We start from the raw sequence: 22939 nt of genomic DNA, 5'->3' as shown, positions 1-22939 counted from the left end.
GAAGATTCAAAAAAGAAAGAAGGCTTACAAAGAGAGGGGTAGCATAAAAATGAATAGCTTACTGATCATTAATTGGCTGGCTGCCATTGCTGTTATTGCTTATGCAGGATATTTGTTTGTATATCTTATACGGACGAGAATGGCCTACATACAGTTAGGGAAAAAGATTGAATTTGACCGTCGTTTTAAAGAGCGTTGGGATCTCCTTAAGGTCAATGTTTTCGGTCAGAAAAAGCTGCTGAAAGATAAGAAAAGCGGCATCATTCACGTTATGTTCTTTTACGGATTTATTCTTGTCCAATTTGGAGCAATTGACTTCGTTTGGAAAGGACTCGCACCAGGATCACATCTTCCACTTGGACCACTATACCCTGCATTTACATTCTTCCAGGAAATTGTCACACTTGTTATTTTAATTGCAGTATTTTGGGCTTTTCATAGACGTTATGTAGAAAAGCTTGTTCGTTTAAAACGTAACTTCAAATCAGGTCTTGTTCTTATTTTTATCGGTGGTTTAATGATTTCTGTGCTACTTGGTAACGGTATGGGACTTATATGGCATGGCGAGGAGCTTTCATGGAGTGAACCAATTGCTTCTGCAATCGCTTACGTTTTTAGCGGGATAAATGAAACCGTAGCCATTTCAGTGTTCTATTTTTCTTGGTGGGTGCATTTACTAATTTTGTTAACGTTTTTAGTGTATGTTCCACAATCAAAACATGCGCATTTAATTGCAGGACCAGCTAATGTATTCTTCGGTCGTCTTTCAAACCCAGGGAAGCTTGAAAAGATTGATTTTGAAGATGAAACGCAAGAAACATTTGGTGTTGGTAAAATTGAAGACTTTAGACAAAATCAACTTATTGACTTATACGCTTGTGTAGAGTGTGGCCGTTGTACAAATATGTGTCCGGCAACAGGAACAGGAAAAATGTTATCACCGATGGACTTAATTTTAAAACTTCGCGATCATTTAACTGATAAAGGAGCTGCGGTAACATCAAAAGCACCGTGGGTTCCAGTAGTTGCCTTCAATAATACACAAGGAAATCAGTTAGCGATGATGGCAGCTGGAAAAGGGCAACAAGAATCAGCGTCTACAACGCTCGCTTACGATCCGAGTTTAATCGGAGATGTTATTACAGAAGAAGAGATCTGGGCATGTACAACGTGCCGTAACTGTGAAGATCAATGCCCAGTTATGAATGAGCATGTTGACAAAATTATTGACTTACGTCGATATCTCGTTTTGACTGAAGGAAAAATGGACGCGGAAGCACAACGCGCGATGACAAATATCGAGCGTCAAGGAAATCCGTGGGGGCTGAACCGTAAAGAGCGTGAAACATGGCGCCAAGGTGATGACGAAGTAACAGTTCCAACTGTAAAAGAAAAATCAAAAGCTGGGGAGGAATTCGAGTATTTATTCTGGGTTGGTTCAATGGGATCATACGACAATCGTAGTCAGAAGATTGCGATATCGTTTGCGAAGTTAATGAACGAAGCAGGCATTTCATTCGCAATTCTCGGTAATAAAGAAAAGAATTCTGGAGATACACCACGCCGCCTTGGAAATGAATTTGTATTCCAAGAGATGGCGACAAAGAATATCGAAGAATTTGAAAAGGCAGGAGTGAAGAAAATCGTTACGATTGATCCTCATGCTTATAACACATTTAAAAATGAGTATCCGGACTTTGGCTTGCAAGCAGAAGTCTATCATCATACAGAATTGTTAGCTCAGTGGGTGAAAGAAGGGCGCTTAAAGCCTGTTCACGCTATTGAAGAAACAGTTACGTACCATGATTCCTGTTATTTAGGAAGATACAACGAAGTGTATGAAGCGCCACGTGACATTTTGAAAGCGATTCCTGGAGTGAATCTTGTAGAAATGGCACGTAACCGTGAAACGGGAATGTGCTGTGGCGCAGGTGGTGGCTTAATGTGGATGGAAGAAACAACAGGTTCACGTATTAACGTTGCTCGTACAGAACAAGCATTAGCTGTACAGCCATCCATTATCGGTACAGGTTGTCCATATTGCTTAACGATGATCAGTGATGGAACGAAAGCGAAAGAGGTAGAAGAGAAGGTTCAAACTCTTGATGTGACAGAGATTTTAGAACGATCTGTTATCGGACAGAAAAAAGAAGCGATGTAGTTTGTAAGAATGTATACAACTTTAGAAAGAGGTGCAATGATTGCACCTCTTCTCAACGTAGGGATACCGAGCGAGCGCTCAGTGTTAAAAAATGAAATGGGGGAAAGAAACATGAGTAAAACAGTTATTTTAAGTGCTGCAAGAACACCAGTTGGAAAATTTGGAGGATCTTTAAAAGATGTAAAAGCGGCGGAACTTGGAGGAATTGCAATTAAAGCAGCGCTTGAAAGAGCAAATGTTGCGGCTAGTGATGTTGAAGAAGTTATATTTGGAACGGTTATTCAAGGTGGACAGGGGCAAATTCCATCGCGCCAAGCTGCAAGGGCTGCTGGAATCCCATGGGAAGTGCAGACGGAAACAGTGAATAAAGTTTGTGCATCAGGACTTCGTGCGGTTACGTTGGCGGATCAGATTATTCGTACTGGCGATCAATCACTAATTGTAGCTGGCGGTATGGAGTCGATGAGTAACAGTCCTTACATTTTACGCGGAGCAAGATGGGGATACAGAATGGGCAATAACGAAGTTGTTGATTTAAACGTTGCTGACGGTTTAACATGTGCATTTTCAGGTACACACATGGGCGTTTATGGCGGAGAAGTTGCGAAGGAAGATGGAATTTCTCGCGAAGCGCAAGATGAATGGGCATATCGTAGCCATCAGCGTGCGGTTTCAGCGCATAAAGAAGGGCGTTTTGAAGAGGAAATCGTGCCAGTAACGATTCCGCAAAGAAAAGGCGATCCTATTGTCGTTGCAAAGGATGAGGCGCCACGTGAAGATACAACGATTGAAAAGTTAGCAAAGTTAAAACCTGTATTTGATAAGACAGCGACGGTGACAGCTGGTAATGCGCCGGGACTAAATGATGGTGGTGCCGCACTTGTATTAATGAGCGAAGACAGAGCGAAGCAAGAAGGAAGAAAGCCATTAGCGACAATTTTGGCGCATACAGCAATTGCAGTGGAATCTAAAGATTTCCCAAGAACGCCAGGTTATGCAATTAACGCATTGCTTGAAAAAACAGGCAAGAAAATTGAAGACATCGATTTATTCGAGATTAATGAAGCATTTGCAGCGGTAGCAATTGCAAGTACAGAAATCGCAGGAATTGATCCGGAAAAATTGAATGTAAATGGCGGCGCGGTAGCGATGGGACATCCAATTGGAGCAAGCGGAGCGCGCATTATCGTTACACTAATCCATGCACTTAAGCAGCGCGGCGGCGGAATTGGAATTGCTTCGATTTGTAGCGGTGGCGGTCAAGGGGACGCAGTGATGATTGAAGTCCACTAATTAAAGTTCGAGGGTATAAAATTTATTAACAATTAAGGGGGAAGAAAAAATGGGTGTACAAAACATTGTTGTAATTGGTGCAGGGCAAATGGGATCAGGAATTGCACAAGTATGTGCAATGGCAGGATATGACGTGAAGGTACAAGATTTAAAGCAAGAGCAATTAGATAGAGGAATGGCTATCATTACGAAAAACTTAGCGCGCCAAGTAGAAAAAGGACGCATGAAGGAAGAAGAGAAGGAAGCGACATTAAATCGTCTTACAGTAACGCTTGATTTAGATTGTGTGAAAGAAGCGGATCTTATTATTGAAGCAGCTGTTGAGAAAATGGATATTAAAAAGAAAATCTTTGCGAATCTAGATGAAATTGCTCCAGAACACGCAATTTTAGCGACGAATACGTCATCTCTGCCAATTACAGAAATTGCAGCGGTAACGAAGCGTCCGGAAAAAGTAATCGGTATGCACTTTATGAATCCAGTTCCAGTTATGAAGCTTGTTGAGATTATTCGTGGTTTGGCTACCGATGATGCGGTATATGAAGCAATTGAAGATATTACGAAAAAAATTGGGAAAGTACCAGTTGAAGTGAATGATTTCCCAGGTTTTGTATCAAACCGCATTTTACTACCGATGATTAACGAAGCAATTTATACGTTATATGAAGGTGTAGCGACGAAAGAAGCAATTGATGAAGTCATGAAGCTTGGTATGAACCATCCGATGGGGCCTTTGACACTCGCTGATTTTATCGGTTTAGATACGTGTTTATACATTATGGAAGTGTTGCATGAAGGATTAGGAGATAGTAAATATCGCCCATGTCCATTATTACGTAAGTATGTGAATGCAGGATGGTTAGGGCGTAAAACAGGTCGTGGATTCTACGTTTACGAATAAATGCCCCCTTTGTTACAACATAGTGGTCTTACCAAATTATTTAAAGGATATATAGCAAATGGAGGCGGAATATATGAACTTTCGTTTTAATGAAGAGCAGCAAATGATGAGGAAAATGGTTCGGGATTTTGCACAGAAGGAAATAGCTCCCTTTGTTCCTAGTATGGAACAAGGGGTGTTCCCGAAAGAGATTTTGCAAAAGATGGGTGAGCTTGGATTAATGGGTATTCCAGCGCCTGCAAAATACGGCGGGGCAGAAATGGACTTTATTTCTTACATTCTAGCAATTGAGGAAATCTCAAAGGTAAGTGCAACAGTTGGTGTAATTTTAGCTGTACATACGTCAGTTGGAATGAATCCGATTTTATATTTTGGAACAGAAGAACAGAAGAAAAAATATGTTTCTAAACTTGCAACCGGGGAATATTTAGGTGCATTTGCTTTAACAGAGCCAAATGCAGGATCAGATGCAGGGAGTTTGAAATCAAGAGCTGTGAAAAAAGGTGATCATTATATTATTAATGGATCGAAAGTGTTTATTACAAACGGTGGTGAAGCAAGTACATACATCGTATTCGCTTCTACAAATCCAGAGGCAGGAAAAAGTGGTATTTCTGCATTTATAGTAGAGAAAGATACACCTGGTTTAATCATTGGAAAAGATGAACATAAGATGGGACTTCTCGGTTCTCGTACAGTACAACTTACTTTTGAAGATATGAAAGTGCCAGCTGAGAATTTACTTGGGGAAGAAGGACAAGGATTCAAAGTGGCGATGGCGAATTTAGATGTTGGGCGAATTGGAATCGGTGCGCAGGCTTTAGGAATTGCTGAAGCGGCGCTTGGCTGTGCAATTGATTATGCAAAAGAAAGAGAGCAATTCGGGAAGCCAATTGCGGCGCAGCAAGGGATTGGCTTCAAGCTTGCAGATATGGCAACAAGTGTCGAGGCAGCAAGGTTACTCGTATATAGAGCGGCATCTCTTAGGGCACAAGGATTACCATGCGGTAAAGAAGCATCTATTGCGAAATTATTTGCTTCTAAGACAGCGGTTGAAGTCGCGATTGAGGCGGTGCAAGTATTTGGTGGTTACGGTTATACGAAAGACTATCCAGTAGAACGATTTTTCCGTGATGCGAAAATTACGCAAATATATGAAGGAACAAGTGAAATACAGAAACTTGTTATTAGCCGTGCTTTATAAAAGGGCGAGGGGGAGACGGAGATGCATTTTAAACTATCAGAAGAACATGAAATGATAAGAAAAATGGTTCGAGATTTTGCTAAAAATGAAGTGGCACCAACAGCAGCTGAGCGTGATGAAGAAGAGCGATTTGATCGAGAGTTATTTGATCAAATGGCAGAGATTGGTTTAACTGGTATTCCATGGCCTGAAGAGTACGGTGGAATTGGAAGCGATTACTTAGCATACGTAATCGCTATTGAAGAATTATCTCGCGTTTGTGCTTCAACAGGTGTAACACTGTCTGCGCATACTTCACTTGCGGGATGGCCAATTTTTAAATTTGGGACGGAAGAGCAAAAGCAAAAGTTTTTACGGCCGATGGCTGAAGGGAAGAAAATTGGTGCATACGGCTTAACGGAACCAGGATCTGGATCGGATGCTGGTGGAATGAAGACAATCGCAAAGAGAGATGGCGATCATTATATTTTAAATGGATCAAAAATTTTCATTACAAATGGCGGTATTGCTGATATTTATGTTGTTTTTGCGCTAACTGATCCTGAATCGAAGCAGCGCGGTACGAGTGCATTTATTGTAGAAAGTGATACACCGGGATTTTCAGTTGGGAAGAAGGAGAGCAAGCTAGGGATTCGCTCTTCACCAACGACTGAAATTATGTTTGAAGATTGCCGTATTCCTGTAGAGAATCTACTTGGAGGAGAGGGGCAAGGGTTTAAAGTTGCGATGCAAACATTAGATGGAGGTCGTAACGGTATTGCGGCGCAAGCTGTTGGGATTGCACAAGGGGCTTTAGATGCTTCTGTAGAATATGCAAGGGAGCGCCATCAGTTTGGAAAACCAATTGCGGCGCAGCAAGGGATTGGCTTTAAACTTGCGGATATGGCAACAGATGTAGAAGCAGCACGCCTTTTAACATATCAAGCGGCTTGGCTTGAATCAGAAGGGCTTCCGTATGGAAAAGAATCAGCGATGTCAAAAGTATTTGCAGGCGATGCAGCGATGAAGGTGACGACTGAAGCGGTGCAAGTATTTGGTGGTTACGGTTATACGAAAGATTATCCAGTAGAGCGTTATATGCGAGATGCAAAGATTACACAAATATATGAAGGAACACAAGAGATTCAGAGGCTTGTAATTTCTCGTATGTTAACGAAGTAGGAACGAAAGCGTAGGTATTTTCCTACGCTTTTTCCTTCCAAAAAATAATAGAGAGAGGTGAAGGGAATGGTTAAACATAATGTGCATGCATCGGTGAAAGATGAAAAATTAGTTGCGTTAAGACGTGAACAAATGATTAAAGGTGCGGTGCAACTGTTTAAACAAAAAGGATTTCCGCGTACAACAACGAGAGAGATTGCAAAAGCGGCTGGGTTTAGTATAGGGACACTTTATGAGTACATTCGTACCAAAGATGATGTTTTATATTTAGTTTGTGATAGTATATATGAACATGTAAAAGAAAGATTAGAGGAAGTAGTTTGTACAGAAAAAGGGAGTGTAGAAAGTTTAAAGATAGCAATAACGAATTACTTTAAAGTGATGGACGAATTACAGGAAGAAGTATTGATAATGTATCAAGAGGTACGCTTTTTACCGAAAGAATCACTTCCGTATGTATTAGAAAAGGAGTTTCAAATGGTAGGAATGTTCGAGAATATTTTAGAACAGTGTACGGAAAATGGAACATTTACATTAAATAAAAAAGAAATACAGCTTCTTGCCCATAATATTTTTATACAAGGACAGATGTGGGGATTTAGACGCTGGGCGCTGCAAAAACTGTATACGCTCGAAGAATATACAGAAATGCAAATTAGGTATGTATTGCAAGGGGCCCATATGCTTCCGAAATAAGGAACAGACAAATTATAATTTTACTACCCTATAAAAGTTTCCCGTTTTTTTTGTAGCATATTTGTGCGACTTTTGTTTATAATGAATAGTATGGATTTTTTTAAGCAGGCCGTTATATATAAGGTTATATTTGATGAAAGGAAGTGCCGCATAAGTGGATTTTAAGCAATATTCACCAGAAGAGCTAAAAGAATGTTCAATGATTGAAGTTGTACATAGCGTTTTAGGGGATAAAAAACAAGCAACGACATTCAACGAGTTGGTTCAAGAAATCGCTCAAGTGCTGGGACTATCTCAAGAGCAAGTTAATGCGAAAATCGCACAATTTTATACAGACTTAAACATCGATGGACGTTTCATTAATTTAGGAGAAAATCGTTGGGGACTACGCAGCTGGTACCCATATGAGCAAATTGATGAAGAAATCTTGCCTCAACCAAAACCGAAGAAGAAACGTAAAGTTGAAGAAGACGGTTTTGACGACTACATTGAAGAAGACGAAGATGACTTCGACGATGCAGACGTAAGTGAAGATGAAGACGATGTAGAAGATTTGGACAAGGTTCTTGAAGAAGAAGACGGTTTTGACGACGATCTTGATGATTTAGACGAAGATGACGACGACTTCGCTGAAGAAGAACTTGAGTATGATGAAACTGAAGAAGAAGAAGAGGAAGAACTGTAGTTCTTGACTTTTCATTATCGTCCATGTAGAATCATTTTTGGGCTCTTTAAAAAAGGACGATAATACTTTTAAAGTGTAAATATAAAAGAAAATTGCTCCCTACTTATTACTTTTTGTGATGAGGGGAGCAATTTTCTTTTTTGTTTTTTGTTTAGAAAATAAAAAGAGTCTAACAATAAGATGGATACAGTGTTATCTACATACGTTGCGCTTTGCAACGGTGATTATATAACAGCAAAATAGAAGGGAGCTTTTTCATGACTAAGTATATTTTTGTAACAGGCGGTGTAGTATCGTCTTTAGGAAAAGGTATTACAGCAGCATCTCTTGGAAGACTTTTAAAAAATCGTGGTTTAAACGTAACGATTCAAAAGTTTGATCCATACATTAACGTAGACCCAGGGACTATGAGCCCATACCAACACGGTGAGGTATTCGTAACAGATGATGGCGCTGAAACTGACTTAGACCTTGGTCACTATGAGCGTTTCATCGACATTAACTTAAACAAATACAGCAACGTAACAACAGGTAAAATTTACTCTTCAGTTCTTCAAAAAGAGCGTCGCGGTGAATATTTAGGAGGAACAGTTCAAGTTATTCCTCACATTACTAACGAAATTAAAGAGCGCGTATATCGTTCTGGCCGTGAAACAAATGCGGATGTTGTTATTACAGAAATCGGTGGAACTGTTGGTGATATCGAGTCTCTACCATTCTTAGAAGCAATCCGTCAAATTAAGAGCGACATCGGTCGTGACAATGTAATGTACATTCACTGTACGTTAATCCCGTACTTAAAAGCAGCGGGTGAAATGAAGACAAAACCAACACAACATAGTGTTAAAGAACTTCGTAGCTTAGGTATTCAACCAAACATTATCGTTGTTCGTACAGAAATGCCTGTTTCTCAAGATATGAAAGACAAGCTTGCATTATTCTGTGACATCGATACAAAAGCAGTTATCGAAGCTCGCGATGCAGATACTTTATATGCGGTTCCATTATCTCTTCAAGAACAAAACATGGACCAAATCGTTTGTGATCACTTAAAATTAGACAATCCAGCTGCAGATATGACAGAGTGGACTGCGCTAGTTAACAAAGTGCGTAATCTTTCTAAGAAAACAAAAATCGCTCTTGTTGGTAAATATGTAGAACTTCAAGATGCTTATATTTCTGTTGTAGAAGCACTTCGTCATGCTGGTTACTCATTCGACACAGATGTAGAAGTAAAATGGGTAAATGCTGAGCATGTAACAGCAGAAAACGTAAAAGAATTAGTTGGCGATACAGATGGTATCCTTGTACCAGGTGGCTTCGGCGATCGTGGTGTAGAAGGTAAAATCGTTGCGATTCAATATGCTCGTGAAAACAAAGTTCCATTCTTAGGAATTTGCTTAGGTATGCAACTTGCATCAATCGAATTCGCACGTAATGTATTAGGTTTAGAAGGTGCTAACTCTTCTGAAATCAACCCTGACACACCATATGCAATCATCGACTTATTACCAGAACAAAAAGATGTAGAGGACCTAGGTGGTACACTTCGTCTTGGTCTATACCCATGTAAGCTTGCTGAAGAAACAAATGCTTACAATGCTTATAATGAGCCGGTTGTATATGAGCGTCATCGTCATCGTTATGAGTTCAACAACCAGTTCCGTCCTGATATGGAAAAAGAAGGATTTGTATTCTCTGGTACAAGCCCAGACGGCCGTCTAGTTGAAATCATTGAATTAAAAGACCACCCTTGGTTCGTGGCAGCACAGTTCCACCCAGAACTTGTTTCTCGTCCAAACCGTCCACAACCATTGTTCCATGACTTCGTAAGAGCTTCTATTACGAATAAAGAGAGCAAGTAATAAAAAAAGCGCCTGAAATAAGGCGCTTTTTTTAATATTCATTTAACATTTCATCGATTGTAAATTTGATTCCGTGATAAGCAAATAAAGCTACTATTAAACTTGGGAATCCGTAGCGATTACCTTCATCGTCTGGAATAAGACCTTTTAACAGTTTTGTATCAATATGTACGTCTGTATATCGTTCGAGTGATTCCGTACCTTCTTGAAGAGCAGAAATGCCGACAATAGAGTGTCCCTCTTCTTGTAGTTTTTTTGCAATTTCTACAACCGCTTCATCTGTTGAAAAACGGCTAATAAGAAGTACACGATCTGCAGAAGTTACTTCTACTTCTTTACCATTTTCAAATAAGCGTTTTGCTTGCTTCATTGGTTCAGCACCGAATAGTGCCTCGGCAACAACGCCCTCCATTTCATTTGTACCATGTAAATAAATGAAACCATCGCCAACTAGTGCTTGAGCAAGTAAACGAGCGCTATCTTCTATATTCATTTCTTCTTTTTGAGAAACTCTGGAGAAATAACCACTTAATTGAGTTGAAAAAATTTTTAACATAATGTTACTCCCTTCGTACGTGTTTGCCGGCTTTCATTATAATTTATTTTTTTAGAAAGGTGAAATCGTAGGGTAGCATAACAAAATAGGAAACGGTAAAATAAGAAAGAATAGGAAGGAATTTGCCAAAGAATAGCGAAAATAAATCGTTAAGATATAAGAAGCTTTAAATCTTGTACTTACACAGAAAGGTTGGGAATTATGGAAGGTAAAATTTTAATCGTTGATGATCAATATGGGATTCGTGTGTTATTACATGAAGTGTTCCAAAAAGAAGGTTATCAGACATTCCAAGCAGCGAATGGATTTCAAGCTTTAGATATCGTGAAAAAAGATAATCCAGATTTAGTAGTGTTAGATATGAAAATTCCAGGCATGGATGGTATAGAGATTTTAAAGCATGTAAAAGAAATTGATGAGAGTATTAAAGTAATTTTAATGACTGCTTATGGAGAGCTTGATATGATCCAAGAAGCAAAAGATTTAGGAGCTTTAATGCATTTTGCTAAACCATTTGATATTGATGAAATTCGTCAAGCTGTGAGAAATGAGCTCGCTGTAGAGGCGTAAAAATGAATTTTTTATAAAAAATATGGAAAAAAGCGTTTACATGGACTATTGTGCAGGTGAATACGGTTGAGTTTTTGAGTACAAGTTGTTATCCTATTGAGTGTAGAAAAAAGTCCGGTATGTAGATATACATATTTTACCTTATTCTGGTCATACTACCAGCGATAAGAACTTATCGGATACAAAAAACGTTTTTTAGGAGGATTCACCATGCCTTTAGTTTCTATGAAAGAAATGCTAAACAAAGCACTAGAAGGAAAATACGCAGTTGGTCAATTCAACATGAACAACTTAGAGTGGACTCAAGCTATCTTAGCTGCTGCGGAAGAAGAAAAATCTCCTGTAATCCTAGGTGTATCTGAGGGTGCAGCTCGTCATATGACTGGTTTCAAAACAGTTGTAGCTATGGTTAAAGCTTTAATCGAAGAAATGAACATCACTGTTCCTGTAGCGATTCACCTTGACCATGGTTCAAGCTTCGAAAAATGTAAAGAAGCAATTGATGCAGGTTTCACATCTGTAATGATCGACGCTTCTCACCACCCATTCGAAGAAAACGTTGAAACTACTAAACAAGTAGTAGAATACGCACACGCTCGTAACGTATCTGTTGAAGCTGAGCTTGGAACAGTTGGCGGACAAGAAGACGACGTAATCGCTGAAGGCGTAATTTACGCTGACCCAGCAGAGTGTAAGCACCTTGTTGAAGCAACAGGTATCGATTGCCTAGCTCCAGCTTTAGGTTCTGTACACGGTCCTTACAAAGGTGAGCCTAACTTAGGATTCGCTGAAATGGAACAAGTTCGTGACTTCACTGGCGTACCTTTAGTATTACATGGTGGTACTGGTATCCCAACTGCTGATATCGAAAAAGCTATCTCTTTAGGTACTTCAAAAATCAACGTAAACACTGAGAACCAAATCGAGTTTACAAAAGCTGTTCGTGAAGTATTAAACAAAGACCAAGAAGTTTACGATCCTCGTAAATTTATCGGACCTGGCCGCGACGCTATCAAAGCAACTGTTATTGGTAAAATTCGCGAATTCGGTTCTAACGGTAAAGCGTAAGAATAAAATTCCGTTTTGGAAACCGTCTAGTCTTTTAGACGGTTTCCTTTCGTTGTATAATGAAAGCGTGAACAAGTCTAAAGATTTTATCATTTTTGGTTTTTAAATAGAAAATAATGTGCATAGTCCTATTAATAAATGTGATAACGTATCTAAATTGATAAAGTGAATTCGATGAATAGTTGATCTTTATCTATTCGTGCTACAGGAGAAATGAAGATAATGGTTTCCTATTTATTGAGTTTTGGGATGGAAAGAGTAATTGAGATTCTTAAGGGGAGCTTTCTATAAAAAGATAGAAAGTAAATACATTCACAAGAAGGGAGCTCAATATGGAAAAATTGCTAATTGAAGGCGGAAGAGCTTTAAATGGAACAATTCGAGTAAGTGGTGCAAAGAACAGTGCCGTTGCATTAATTCCAGCGACAATTTTAGCAGATACTCCAGTAACTATTGGTGGTGTCCCTAATATTTCGGACGTGAAAATGTTAGGAGACTTACTAGAGGAAATTGGAGGGAAAGTAACTTATGGACAGGAGGAAGAGATGGTAGTCGATCCTTCTAACATGGTTGCAATGCCTTTGCCAAATGGAAAAGTGAAAAAATTGCGCGCTTCTTATTATTTAATGGGTGCAATGCTTGGCCGTTTTAAAAAAGCTGTTATTGGGCTTCCGGGTGGATGTCATTTAGGACCGAGGCCGATTGATCAGCATATTAAAGGGTTTGAAGCGCTAGGTGCACATGTTACGAATGAACAAGGTGCCATCTATTTAAGAGCAGATGAGCTACGCGGGGCACGTATTTATTTAGATGTTGTTAGTGTAGGAGCTACGATTAATATTATGCTAGCAGCTGTACGAGCGAAAGGTAGAACTGTTATTGAAAATGCAGCGAAAGAGCCTGAGATCATTGATGTAGCTACATTGTTAACAAGCATGGGAGCACGTATTAAAGGTGCTGGTACTGATGTAATCCGAATAGATGGTGTTGACTCTTTACATGGTTGTCACCATACTATCATTCCAGATCGTATTGAAGCTGGTACGTATATGATTCTAGGAGCTGCATCAGGAGGAGAAGTAACGGTTGATAACGTTATTCCTCAGCATTTAGAATCAGTTACTGCAAAGCTAAGAGAAGCTGGTGTTCAAGTTGAAACGAACGATGATCAAATTACGGTGAACGGTAATAGAAAGTTAAAAGTAGTTGATATCAAAACGCTTGTATATCCAGGTTTTCCAACGGATTTACAACAGCCGTTTACGACGCTTTTAACAAAGGCACACGGGACGGGAGTTGTAACAGATACAATTTACGGTGCCCGTTTCAAACACATTGATGAACTACGTCGTATGAATGCTCAAATTAAAGTAGAGGGTCGTTCGGCAATTGTAACTGGTCCTGTGTTACTGCAAGGTGCAAAAGTGAAGGCGAGTGATTTACGAGCAGGAGCGGCACTTGTTATTGCAGGGTTAATGGCAGATGGAATTACAGAAGTAACAGGACTTGAGCATATTGATCGAGGTTATGAGAATATAGTGGACAAGCTTAAAGGGCTTGGTGCAAACATTTGGCGAGAACAAATGACAAAGCAAGAAATTGAAGAAATGAAGAACGCATAAGTGATACTTCCGCAAGGGGGAAGCGAAGCATCACTACTTGCGGAAGTACACTTTATAGAAAAACACGGTTCACAAAATACGGCAGAAATATAAAGGCTTAAAGGAGAGGGATTATCGTGGAAAGAAGTTTATCTATGGAGTTAGTACGTGTAACAGAGGCTGCAGCTTTATCATCAGCGCGTTGGATGGGGCGCGGGAAAAAGGATGAGGCAGACGGTGCAGCAACATCAGCTATGCGTGATGTATTTGATACAATTCCGATGAAAGGTACAGTTGTAATTGGTGAAGGTGAGATGGATGAAGCACCAATGCTATATATCGGAGAGAAATTAGGTACAGGATATGGACCACGTGTAGACGTTGCGGTTGATCCTTTAGAAGGGACAAACATCGTAGCAGCTGGTGGCTGGAATGCTCTTGCTGTCATTGCAATTGCAGACCACGGTAATTTGTTACATGCCCCTGACATGTACATGGATAAAATCGCGGTTGGCCCAGAAGCAGTTGGGGCGGTCGACATTGATGCGCCTATTATTGATAACTTACGTGCAGTTGCGAAAGCGAAAAATAAAGATATTGAAGATGTTGTAGCGACAGTTTTAAATCGTCCACGTCATCAAGAAATTATCGAAGAAATTCGTAAAGCTGGTGCGCGCATTAAATTGATTAATGATGGAGATGTAGCTGGAGCGATTAATACAGCGTTTGATCGTACAGGTGTAGATATTTTATTTGGGTCTGGTGGAGCACCTGAAGGTGTATTAGCAGCAGTTGCTTTAAAATGTTTAGGTGGAGAAATTCACGGAAAACTATTGCCACAAAACGAAGCTGAATTAGCACGTTGTAAAAAAATGGGCATAGAAGACATTAATCGTATCCTTCGCATGGAGGACTTAGTAAAAGGTGACGATGCAATCTTTGCAGCAACAGGCGTAACAGATGGAGAACTATTACGCGGTGTTCAATTTAAAGGTAGCGTAGGAACAACGCAATCCCTTGTTATGCGCGCAAAATCAGGCACAGTTCGCTTCGTAGATGGTCGTCATAGCTTAAATAAAAAACCGAACTTGGTTATTAAATAAAAAGCGTAAGCAGCTCGTTCAGAATGGGAGGGGGATGGAGCTTCTGACGTAGAGGCGCTTTTTGCCTCGCAGGAAGAAGTGAAGCCACCGACCATTCTAGCTGCTGAAGCTGGATTAAATAAAAGGCGTAAGCAGCTCGTTCAGAATGGGAGGGGGATGGAGCTTCTGACGTAGAGGCGCTTTTTGCCTCGCAGGAAGAAGTGAAGCCATCGACCATTCTAGCTGCTGAAGCTAGATTAAATAAAAAGCGTAAGCAGCTCCTTCAGAAAGGTTAAAATGGTCGATCTTTCTAACTATCGGAGCTGGAACTAAATTAAATAAGAAGCGAAGACAAATTTTCTTGTCTTCGCTTCTTGTATTTGTGTTCCAACGTATTGATTAAAACTAGATAAAAGGGTTACAATAGTGAATATTACCCTACTTGAACTTATTGCCTTTCATTATTAATTATTTGCCTTCCGTATTTTTTCCCTTTACCCATGAAAAAAGAGAATAACGTTAAAGTGTGGTGTCTGAATGAATTTGTCAATTGCAGCATTAGAAAACATGAAATTAAAAGAGTTATACGAGCTTGCGAAAGAATTTAAGATTTCGTATTATAGCAAGTTAACGAAAAAAGAGCTGATTTTTTCTATTTTGAAAGCTCGAGCAGAAAAAGAAGGTTTCTTTTTCATGGAAGGCGTATTAGAAATTATTCAATCAGAAGGATTTGGATTCCTACGTCCTATCAACTATTCTCCAAGCTCAGAAGATATTTATATCTCAGCTTCGCAAATTCGTCGTTTCGATTTACGTAATGGAGATAAGGTTTCTGGTAAAGTACGACCTCCGAAAGAAAATGAACGCTATTTTGGGTTATTACAAGTTGAAGCTGTAAACGGAGATGATCCAGATTCAGCAAAAGAGCGTGTGCATTTCCCTGCATTAACACCATTATACCCAGATCGCCAAATGAAATTGGAAACGGAACCGAAAAAGTTACCGACACGCATCATGGATTTAATCGCACCAGTTGGATTTGGACAACGTGGTTTAATTGTTGCGCCTCCAAAGGCTGGTAAAACAAGTCTATTAAAAGAAATCGCGCACAGTGTTACAACAAATCATCCGGAAGCAGAACTAATTGTACTTTTAATTGATGAGCGTCCAGAGGAAGTAACAGACATTGAACGTTCTGTTAAAGGAGATGTTGTAAGTTCTACTTTTGATGAAGTACCAGAAAATCATATTAAAGTAGCTGAACTTGTGTTAGAACGTGCGATGCGTCTTGTAGAGCACAAGAAAGATGTTATCATTTTAATGGATAGTATTACCCGTTTAGCTCGAGCTTACAACCTCGTTATTCCACCAAGTGGTAGAACATTATCAGGTGGTATCGATCCAGCTGCCTTCCATAGACCGAAGCGTTTCTTTGGAGCTGCACGTAATATTGAAGAAGGCGGTAGCTTAACAATTTTAGCAACAGCCCTTGTTGATACAGGATCACGTATGGACGATGTTATTTACGAGGAATTTAAAGGAACTGGAAATATGGAACTTCACTTGGATCGTTCATTAGCTGAACGTCGTATCTTCCCAGCGATTGATATTCGTCGTTCTGGTACACGTAAAGAAGATCTATTAATTCCAAAAGAACATTTAGACAAGTTATGGGGCATTCGTAAGACAATGCGTGATACACCAGACTTTGTTGAAAGTTTCTTACGTAAGCTTCGTCAAACGAAGACAAATGAAGAGTTTTTACAAAACATTGTTGCAGACTCGAAAAGGTATGTAACAACTAAGTAAAGGGAAAAAAATCAGGACTCGCTTATTTTATAGTAAGCGAGTTTTTTATGCTGTTTAGGTGATATTAAAGAGAGAGATAAGTGAGAGAACCTTAGCCAGTCAGAGCTAAACGAGCCGTCTACACTTTTAATTTCAAAAGACAAAAACAGGTAGTTGCAAAATGAAGTTAGCCTTGTTATAATTTCATCATATGTGTTTCATCAATATAGTTGTGTATGCAGCTGAAGATGAAAAACTCTGTTTCGAAAATGATTCAGGGCGGAAGGAGATGAAAAGAATGAAAGCAGGAATTCACCCAGATTACAAGAAAGTTGTATTCATGGACACAAACACAGGCTTCAAATTCTTAAGCGGATCTACTAAAGGATCTAACGAAACTGTTGAGTGGGAAGATGGTAACACTTATCCATTACTAAAAGTTGAGATCAGTTCTGATTCTCACCCATTCTACACTGGACGTCAGAAGTTTGCTACTGCAGACGGACGCGTTGACCGCTTCAATAAGAAATACGGTCTTAAGTAATAAAAACATAAAACAGGCAAGTGTATGTATTCGCTTGTCTGTTTTTTTTGCGAAAATATTATACCTTTACCCTACTTTTAACTGAAAAGTAGATGAAAGGAGAGCTTCATGTACTTAATAAATCAAAATGGCTGGATTGAAGTGATTTGCGGTAGTATGTTTTCTGGCAAGTCAGAAGAGCTAATCCGCCGTGTGCGCCGTACGCAATTTGCAAAACAACATGCAATTGTATTTAAACCATGTATTGATAATCGATATAGTGAAGAAGATGTTGTATCACATAACGGATTAAAGGTAAAAGCAGTTCCTGTTTCAGCTTCAAAGGATATATTTGAACATATTACAGAAGAGCTGGATGTTATTGCAATCGATGAGGTGCAATTTTTTGATGGGGACATTGTGGAAGTGGTGCAAGTATTGGCAAATCGTGGCTATCGTGTCATTGTAGCTGGTTTAGACCAAGATTTCCGTGGTCTACCATTTGGACAAGTTCCTCAGCTGATGGCGATTGCTGAACATGTGACAAAACTACAAGCAGTATGTTCTGTATGTGGATCTCCAGCAAGTCGTACACAACGATTAATTGATGGAGAACCAGCGGCATTTGATGATCCAATTATTTTAGTTGGAGCTTCAGAATCGTATGAACCACGTTGTCGTCATTGTCATGCAGTACCTGCAAACAAAGATAAGTAAAACTCGCTGCGCAAGGCGGGTTTTTTTCAAAATAGAGAGAATGAGCGGTTTGAGCCGCTTGCGCTTTTAAATATATCTAGTTCCGGTGGCTAGCTCTTCGCATCTAAGAACCTTCCGCCCGAAAGGTAAAAAGCACCTTTAGGTCGAAAGAACCTTAGTTGGTCAGAGCTGAACAAGCCACCACCACTTTTAAATATATTATCTAGCTCCAGCGGCTAGAATCTCCGGCCATTTCGCTCTCTCGCTCGAAGCAAAAAGCGCTTCAAGGTCGAGAGCTCCAATGGCCTGCGATTCTGAGCGAGCCGCTTGCGCTTTTAAATATATCTAGTTCTGGTGGCTAGCTCTTCGCATCTAAGAACCTTCCGCCCGAAAGGTAAAAAGCACCTTTAGGTCGAAAGAACCTTAGCTGGTCAGAGCTGAACAAGCCACCACCACTTTTAAATATAATTTGCGTTTTTTTGAGTAAGTACCATATACTATTTGTATTAGATACTAGGATGTAGAGGTGAATGATGTGTTAGATCGTTTGCAAGCTGTAGAAAATCGTTATGAGAAGTTAAATGAATTGTTAAGTGATCCAGCGATTATTAGTGATTCAAATAAGCTTCGTGAATATTCAAAGGAACAGTCTGATATACAGGAAACGGTAGAGGTGTATCGTGAGTATAAGGATGTTCGTGAGCAATTAAAAGATGCGAAAGCAATGTTAGAAGATAAGTTAGACGCAGAAATGCGTGAAATGGTAAAAGAAGAAGTTTCTGAGTTAGAATCACAAGATAAAACATTATCAGAGCGTCTGAAAATTTTACTTGTTCCAAAAGACCCTAATGATGATAAGAACGTTATCGTTGAGGTTCGTGGAGCTGCTGGTGGAGACGAGGCAGCTTTATTTGCTGGTGACTTATACCGTATGTATAGCCGTTACGCTGAGGTACAGGGCTGGAAAACGGAGATTATTGAGGCTAGCTATACAGAGTTAGGTGGATATAAAGAGATTATCTTTATGATTAATGGTAAAGGTGCTTTCGCGAAGCTGAAATTCGAGAATGGTGCTCACCGTGTACAACGTGTTCCTGAAACGGAATCTGGTGGACGTATTCATACATCTACAGCAACTGTAGCTGTATTACCAGAGGCAGAAGAAGTAGAAATTGATATTCATGAGAAAGATGTTCGTGTTGATACATTCGCTTCTAGTGGACCTGGTGGACAGAGCGTTAATACAACGATGTCAGCGGTGCGTTTAACGCATTTACCGACTGGTGTAGTTGTATCTTGTCAGGATGAGAAATCACAGATCAAGAATAAAGAAAAAGCGATGAAAGTATTACGCGCACGTGTTTATGATAAGTTTAGACAAGAAGCGCAAGCTGAGTATGATCAAAACCGTAAACAAGCTGTTGGTACGGGAGATCGTTCAGAGCGTATTCGTACGTATAACTTCCCGCAAAACCGTGTTACAGACCATCGAATCGGTTTAACGATTCAAAAGCTAGATCAAATCTTACAAGGTAAGTTAGATGATTTCATCAATGCCTTAGTGATGGAAGATCAGGCTCAAAAGATGGAGGCAGCTGAGTAATGCGTGTCTATGAAGCCCTGAAATGGGCTTCTTCTTTTTTACAGGAAAATGGACGAGATGAAAATGCGGGAGAAATTGTCCTTTGTCATGTATTAAAGGTGAACAGAACAGGATTACTTATGAATATGCGTGAAGAAATAACTGAGGAACAAGAGAAAAGCTTTACGGAGTTTATCCATAAGCATGTAGAAGGTATTCCTATTCAATATATGATTGGTTATGAAATGTTTTATGGACGGTCTTTCTTTGTGAATGAAGAAGTATTAATACCAAGGCCGGAAACAGAAGAGCTTATAGTGGGAGTATTAGAAAGAATCGAGCGCCATTTTGGTGATGAGAAACTACATGTAGCAGATATAGGTACAGGTAGTGGAGCGATTTCTATTACGCTTGCTTTAGAAAATAAAAATCTTCATGTGTATACAGTAGATATTGCACAAGAGTCGATTGAAGTTGCAAAAGAAAATGCAAAAGCTTTAGGTGCAGAAGTAACGTTCTATCACGGTGATTTATTGTCACCATTTCATAAAACGGGTCAAAAGCTAGATGTTGTTGTTTCAAATCCTCCATATATACCGGAAGAGGATTGGCGTGGTCTTTCTCCTGTTGTGAAAGAGCATGAGCCGAAGAGAGCACTTGTTGGTGGTGAAGACGGATTAGATTTCTATCGCCGTTTTATGGAAGAATTGCCGAATGTGTTGCAGAAGAAAGCGATTGTGGCGTTTGAAATTGGAGTAGGACAAGGTGAGGATGTAAAAAGATTGTTACAACAAGCTTTTCCACATGCTCATGTTGAGGTTGTTTTCGATATTAACGGAAAAGATCGTATGGTATTTGCAGAGATGGAGTAAGGTTCACACCTTACTCTATTTTTTTGTGGGAAAATTCATATAGATTTTGAATTTAATAGTTTAGAAAGATGAAAGTCTGTCCACACTGTTTGTAGAAGGGACGGTGGAGGAAATGAAAAAACAAGTTATTGCTTATCTTCTTATACTATTAATTGGTGCACAGTTACTTGTGCAGTTTGGATATATGAAAGCTGATGCGAAAGGGCCTTCAGTTATTCCGAAAGAGGCCGTTCGATTAAGAATTTTAGCAAATAGTGATTCAGATAAAGACCAGGCATTGAAGCGTAAAGTGCGTGATGAAGTAAAAGCACAAATTGATGGATGGGTAGCGGATTTAACTTCATTTGAAGAGGCACGCAAAGTAATTCAAAGTCATATTCCAGAAATCGAGAAAACGGTGGAAAATACGTTAAAAAGAGAAGGAAGTGAAGATTCATTTCAAGTGAAATTTAGTAAGAATGTAAAGTTTCCTACAAAGGTATATGGGAATTTTATTTATCCGGCAGGGGAATATGAAGCAGTCTTAATTACAATTGGGGAAGGTGAAGGGGCAAACTGGTGGTGTGTATTATTTCCACCGATGTGTTTCTTAGATTTTTCGAGCGGGACAGCTGTAAGAAAAGAAGAGCACGTTGTGAAGGCGGAATCTCCTGAAGAGGAGCAGGTACAACTAGATGAGGAAGTAGTAGATACAGAAGAGAATAAAGTGGGTAAGGTAAAAGAAACGAAAGTTGTAAAGCGGGAAGCAGTAAAAAAAGTAACAGCTTCTGAAAAGAAAGTAGTGAAAAATGAAGCAAAAGTCGAAGAGCAGCCTGTAAGTAAAGAAGAAACAAAAAATGTGGAAAAAGTGGAGAAACCTGTGGAGAAAAAACAAGAAAAGCAAAATGAGTATGTAAAAGTAGAAGAGGAAGAAAAAAAGCCAGAAGTTAAATTGTTTATTGTAGAAGCTTTTACATCTTTATTCTCTAAATAGTACTATTAATAAATCCCTCCTCATATATAAAAATGAGGAGGGATTTATTATGAAGAAAGTGTATTTTGCTACGAAAGCAGATGTGGAAAGATTACATTCTTTTTTCGGACAAGCTAATAAAAAAGATGATAAAATAAATGAGTTGTACGCACAATTTATGATTTTGGAAGAGGCGGAAGAAATACGAGCTGTAATTGGTTATGAACAAAGTGGGGAAGATGTACTTATTCGTTCTTGTTTATTCACACCTCATGTGGATAAACAGACTTTCTTATATTTTTTTGAAATGTTTTTGCAGTATATGAAAGAAAAAAGTGTTCAACAATTGTACTTACTAACAAATCATCCACAATCTGTACCGATCTTTCAGTTCTTTGACTTTTTTACTATAGAAAAGGATGAGGTTCCAGAGGGAATTCAACAGCTAGAACATTTTTGTAAAAATATAAAAGAGCAGAATGCAATAATACTAAATTGTCAGCTATTCACAAAGTTATCCACGGATTAATTAGGTTTATCCACATTTTGTGGATAAACCTTGTTTGTCTTTTGGATAAATCTCATAGTAAACTAAAAATAGACAAGTATTTAAGGCTAGAAAAGGACGTGGAAAAAAATGCATACAAATATGTGGGTTGTGGATAATGTTGTGGAAAGAAAAAAATATTATCCACAGTTACAAGAAGCAGCAAAATTATTAAGAGAAAATGAGGCGGTTGCTTTCCCTACGGAAACAGTATATGGGTTAGGGGCAAACGCGATGGATGATGAAGCAATCGCGAAAATTTTCGAAGCGAAAGGAAGACCGAGTGATAATCCACTCATTGTCCACATAGGTACAAAATCTCAGTTAGATGGGATTGTGAAAGAAATTCCACCAGTTGCAGAGAAGTTAATGGCGCATTTTTGGCCAGGACCATTAACAATTATTTTGCCGAGAAAAGAAGGAATTTCAGAGAAGGTGACGGCAGGACTTAATACGGTTGGAGTAAGAATGCCTGATCATCCAATTGCACTTGCTCTTATTGAAGAGGCGAATGTACCTGTTGCGGCACCAAGTGCGAATCGTTCAGGGCGTCCAAGTCCAACATTAGCTTCTCACGTATATGAAGATTTGAATGGGAAGATTGCAGGTATTGTTGATGGTGGTGCAACTGGAGTAGGCGTTGAATCAACTGTAATTGATTGTACAAGCACGGTTCCAACAATATTACGTCCAGGTGGGATTACGAAAGAACAATTAGAAGCGGTGATAGGTACTGTTTCTTTAGATCCAGCTTTAAAGGATGAGAAGGAAAAACCGAAATCGCCTGGAATGAAATACACACATTATGCGCCGAAAGCACCACTTAGTATTGTTGAGGGCTCACGTGAGTTTATTCAGCATCTGGTGGATGAGAAGAAGAAAGAAGGATTTAAAGTAGGCGTATTAACGACAGAAGAGTACCAGTATGTATATAGTGCAGATGTTATATTATCTTGTGGTGTTAGAAGTGACTTAGCTAGCGTTGCGACTAAATTATATGATGTACTTAGAACATTTGATGCAAGTGAAGTGGATGTTATTTTTAGTGAGTCATTCCCTAATGAAGGAATAGGGAATGCAATTATGAATCGTTTAACAAAAGCGGCAGGACATCATATTATTATTGAATGATAAGG

Annotated in this window: 21 protein-coding genes; 20 read left to right on the top strand and 1 reads right to left on the bottom strand. The window is 39.3% G+C overall.

Annotation, left to right across the window (positions count from 1 at the left end; all coding sequences use genetic code 11):
* Nucleotides 1-49 precede the first annotated feature (49 nt).
* From NST90_RS25375 to pyrG, 8 genes are all read left to right on the top strand, one after another.
* On the top strand, nt 50-2161 hold the full coding sequence (locus tag NST90_RS25375) for a (Fe-S)-binding protein (RefSeq protein ID WP_001086776.1): 2112 nt from the start codon (nt 50-52) through the stop codon (nt 2159-2161).
* Between the two features lie 9 nt (nt 2162-2170).
* The gene (locus NST90_RS25370) at nt 2171-3454 is read left to right on the top strand and encodes an acetyl-CoA C-acetyltransferase (RefSeq protein ID WP_002025101.1); all 1284 of its coding nucleotides are present in this window, start codon (nt 2171-2173) and stop codon (nt 3452-3454) included.
* 49 nt (nt 3455-3503) lie between these two features.
* A complete protein-coding gene (locus NST90_RS25365) occupies nt 3504-4355 on the top strand; it encodes a 3-hydroxybutyryl-CoA dehydrogenase (RefSeq protein ID WP_000538880.1) in 852 nt (283 codons plus the stop codon).
* Between the two features lie 73 nt (nt 4356-4428).
* On the top strand, nt 4429-5559 hold the full coding sequence (locus tag NST90_RS25360; RefSeq protein ID WP_001011179.1) for an acyl-CoA dehydrogenase: 1131 nt from the start codon (nt 4429-4431) through the stop codon (nt 5557-5559).
* A gap of 21 nt (nt 5560-5580) precedes the next feature.
* A complete protein-coding gene (gene acdA / locus NST90_RS25355; RefSeq protein WP_000545538.1) occupies nt 5581-6720 on the top strand; it encodes an acyl-CoA dehydrogenase AcdA in 1140 nt (379 codons plus the stop codon).
* 66 nt (nt 6721-6786) lie between these two features.
* Entirely contained in the window at nt 6787-7416 is a 630-nt protein-coding gene (locus NST90_RS25350; RefSeq protein WP_000238605.1) for a TetR/AcrR family transcriptional regulator, read from the top strand.
* A gap of 154 nt (nt 7417-7570) precedes the next feature.
* Nucleotides 7571-8101 carry a DNA-directed RNA polymerase subunit delta gene (gene rpoE, locus NST90_RS25345; RefSeq protein ID WP_283748285.1) on the top strand — a complete coding sequence of 177 codons (531 nt, stop codon included), beginning with the start codon at nt 7571-7573 and terminating at the stop codon, nt 8099-8101.
* A 257-nt stretch (nt 8102-8358) separates the two neighbouring features.
* Entirely contained in the window at nt 8359-9966 is a 1608-nt protein-coding gene (pyrG, locus tag NST90_RS25340; protein WP_000170460.1) for a CTP synthase, read from the top strand.
* A gap of 31 nt (nt 9967-9997) precedes the next feature.
* Here pyrG and NST90_RS25335 read toward each other — a convergent pair whose 3' ends face one another.
* Nucleotides 9998-10522 carry a DUF2529 domain-containing protein gene (locus tag NST90_RS25335; protein WP_000912404.1) on the bottom strand — a complete coding sequence of 175 codons (525 nt, stop codon included), beginning with the start codon at nt 10520-10522 and terminating at the stop codon, nt 9998-10000.
* Between the two features lie 201 nt (nt 10523-10723).
* Between NST90_RS25335 and spo0F the strand changes: the two genes are divergently transcribed.
* The 12 genes from spo0F (at nt 10724) to NST90_RS25275 (ending at nt 22934) form a co-directional block, all read left to right on the top strand.
* Complete coding sequence (spo0F, locus tag NST90_RS25330) at nt 10724-11092, top strand: sporulation initiation phosphotransferase Spo0F (protein WP_000398594.1); 369 nt, start codon at nt 10724-10726, stop codon at nt 11090-11092.
* Between the two features lie 210 nt (nt 11093-11302).
* Nucleotides 11303-12160, top strand: coding sequence for a class II fructose-bisphosphate aldolase (locus NST90_RS25325; RefSeq protein WP_001131855.1), 858 nt, complete (start codon nt 11303-11305; stop codon nt 12158-12160).
* Nucleotides 12161-12492: 332 nt separating this feature from the next.
* The gene (murA, locus tag NST90_RS25320) at nt 12493-13782 is read left to right on the top strand and encodes a UDP-N-acetylglucosamine 1-carboxyvinyltransferase (RefSeq protein WP_000413254.1); all 1290 of its coding nucleotides are present in this window, start codon (nt 12493-12495) and stop codon (nt 13780-13782) included.
* Nucleotides 13783-13898: 116 nt separating this feature from the next.
* Nucleotides 13899-14864: a class II fructose-bisphosphatase gene (glpX, locus tag NST90_RS25315; RefSeq protein ID WP_000442340.1), complete on the top strand. Its 966-nt coding sequence runs from the start codon at nt 13899-13901 to the stop codon at nt 14862-14864.
* Between the two features lie 516 nt (nt 14865-15380).
* Nucleotides 15381-16652 (top strand): transcription termination factor Rho, encoded by a 1272-nt coding sequence (gene rho / locus NST90_RS25310; protein ID WP_001053903.1) that lies wholly within the window; start codon nt 15381-15383, stop codon nt 16650-16652.
* Nucleotides 16653-16929: 277 nt separating this feature from the next.
* Entirely contained in the window at nt 16930-17175 is a 246-nt protein-coding gene (locus NST90_RS25305) for a type B 50S ribosomal protein L31 (protein WP_000643433.1), read from the top strand.
* 108 nt (nt 17176-17283) lie between these two features.
* Nucleotides 17284-17871, top strand: a complete 588-nt coding sequence (locus tag NST90_RS25300) for a thymidine kinase (protein ID WP_000280859.1) — start codon at nt 17284-17286, stop codon at nt 17869-17871.
* A gap of 514 nt (nt 17872-18385) precedes the next feature.
* Complete coding sequence (prfA, locus tag NST90_RS25295) at nt 18386-19453, top strand: peptide chain release factor 1 (protein ID WP_000887064.1); 1068 nt, start codon at nt 18386-18388, stop codon at nt 19451-19453.
* Nucleotides 19453-20304 (top strand): peptide chain release factor N(5)-glutamine methyltransferase, encoded by an 852-nt coding sequence (gene prmC / locus NST90_RS25290; protein WP_001267065.1) that lies wholly within the window; start codon nt 19453-19455, stop codon nt 20302-20304. Before prfA ends, prmC begins: the two co-directional genes overlap by 1 nt.
* A 112-nt stretch (nt 20305-20416) precedes the next feature.
* The gene (gene spoIIR, locus NST90_RS25285; protein WP_025709670.1) at nt 20417-21277 is read left to right on the top strand and encodes a stage II sporulation protein R; all 861 of its coding nucleotides are present in this window, start codon (nt 20417-20419) and stop codon (nt 21275-21277) included.
* Between the two features lie 49 nt (nt 21278-21326).
* Nucleotides 21327-21785, top strand: a complete 459-nt coding sequence (locus NST90_RS25280; protein WP_000758437.1) for a mechanosensitive ion channel protein — start codon at nt 21327-21329, stop codon at nt 21783-21785.
* 108 nt (nt 21786-21893) lie between these two features.
* A complete protein-coding gene (locus NST90_RS25275) occupies nt 21894-22934 on the top strand; it encodes an L-threonylcarbamoyladenylate synthase (RefSeq protein WP_000557354.1) in 1041 nt (346 codons plus the stop codon).
* Nucleotides 22935-22939: the final 5 nt, after the last annotated feature.

Origin of the sequence: Bacillus sp. FSL E2-8900 (assembly GCF_037966225.1) — a bacterium.
Lineage (GTDB): Bacteria > Bacillota > Bacilli > Bacillales > Bacillaceae_G > Bacillus_A > Bacillus_A cereus.
This window is presented reverse-complemented; position numbering and strand designations above follow the sequence as displayed.

Excerpts from the sequence above, each read along its gene's own strand:
- NST90_RS25375 (WP_001086776.1), top strand. The coding sequence starts at position 50 with ATGAATAGCTTACTGATCATTAATTGGCTGGCTGCCATTGCTGTTATT.
- NST90_RS25370 (WP_002025101.1), top strand. The coding sequence starts at position 2,171 with ATGTATACAACTTTAGAAAGAGGTGCAATGATTGCACCTCTTCTCAAC.
- NST90_RS25365 (WP_000538880.1), top strand. The coding sequence starts at position 3,504 with ATGGGTGTACAAAACATTGTTGTAATTGGTGCAGGGCAAATGGGATCA.
- NST90_RS25360 (WP_001011179.1), top strand. The coding sequence starts at position 4,429 with ATGAACTTTCGTTTTAATGAAGAGCAGCAAATGATGAGGAAAATGGTT.
- acdA (WP_000545538.1), top strand. The coding sequence starts at position 5,581 with ATGCATTTTAAACTATCAGAAGAACATGAAATGATAAGAAAAATGGTT.
- NST90_RS25350 (WP_000238605.1), top strand. The coding sequence starts at position 6,787 with ATGGTTAAACATAATGTGCATGCATCGGTGAAAGATGAAAAATTAGTT.
- pyrG (WP_000170460.1), top strand. The coding sequence starts at position 8,359 with ATGACTAAGTATATTTTTGTAACAGGCGGTGTAGTATCGTCTTTAGGA.
- NST90_RS25335 (WP_000912404.1), bottom strand. The coding sequence starts at position 10,522 with ATGTTAAAAATTTTTTCAACTCAATTAAGTGGTTATTTCTCCAGAGTT.
- spo0F (WP_000398594.1), top strand. The coding sequence starts at position 10,724 with ATGGAAGGTAAAATTTTAATCGTTGATGATCAATATGGGATTCGTGTG.
- NST90_RS25325 (WP_001131855.1), top strand. The coding sequence starts at position 11,303 with ATGCCTTTAGTTTCTATGAAAGAAATGCTAAACAAAGCACTAGAAGGA.
- murA (WP_000413254.1), top strand. The coding sequence starts at position 12,493 with ATGGAAAAATTGCTAATTGAAGGCGGAAGAGCTTTAAATGGAACAATT.
- rho (WP_001053903.1), top strand. The coding sequence starts at position 15,381 with ATGAATTTGTCAATTGCAGCATTAGAAAACATGAAATTAAAAGAGTTA.
- NST90_RS25305 (WP_000643433.1), top strand. The coding sequence starts at position 16,930 with ATGAAAGCAGGAATTCACCCAGATTACAAGAAAGTTGTATTCATGGAC.
- NST90_RS25300 (WP_000280859.1), top strand. The coding sequence starts at position 17,284 with ATGTACTTAATAAATCAAAATGGCTGGATTGAAGTGATTTGCGGTAGT.
- prmC (WP_001267065.1), top strand. The coding sequence starts at position 19,453 with ATGCGTGTCTATGAAGCCCTGAAATGGGCTTCTTCTTTTTTACAGGAA.
- spoIIR (WP_025709670.1), top strand. The coding sequence starts at position 20,417 with ATGAAAAAACAAGTTATTGCTTATCTTCTTATACTATTAATTGGTGCA.
- NST90_RS25280 (WP_000758437.1), top strand. The coding sequence starts at position 21,327 with ATGAAGAAAGTGTATTTTGCTACGAAAGCAGATGTGGAAAGATTACAT.
- NST90_RS25275 (WP_000557354.1), top strand. The coding sequence starts at position 21,894 with ATGCATACAAATATGTGGGTTGTGGATAATGTTGTGGAAAGAAAAAAA.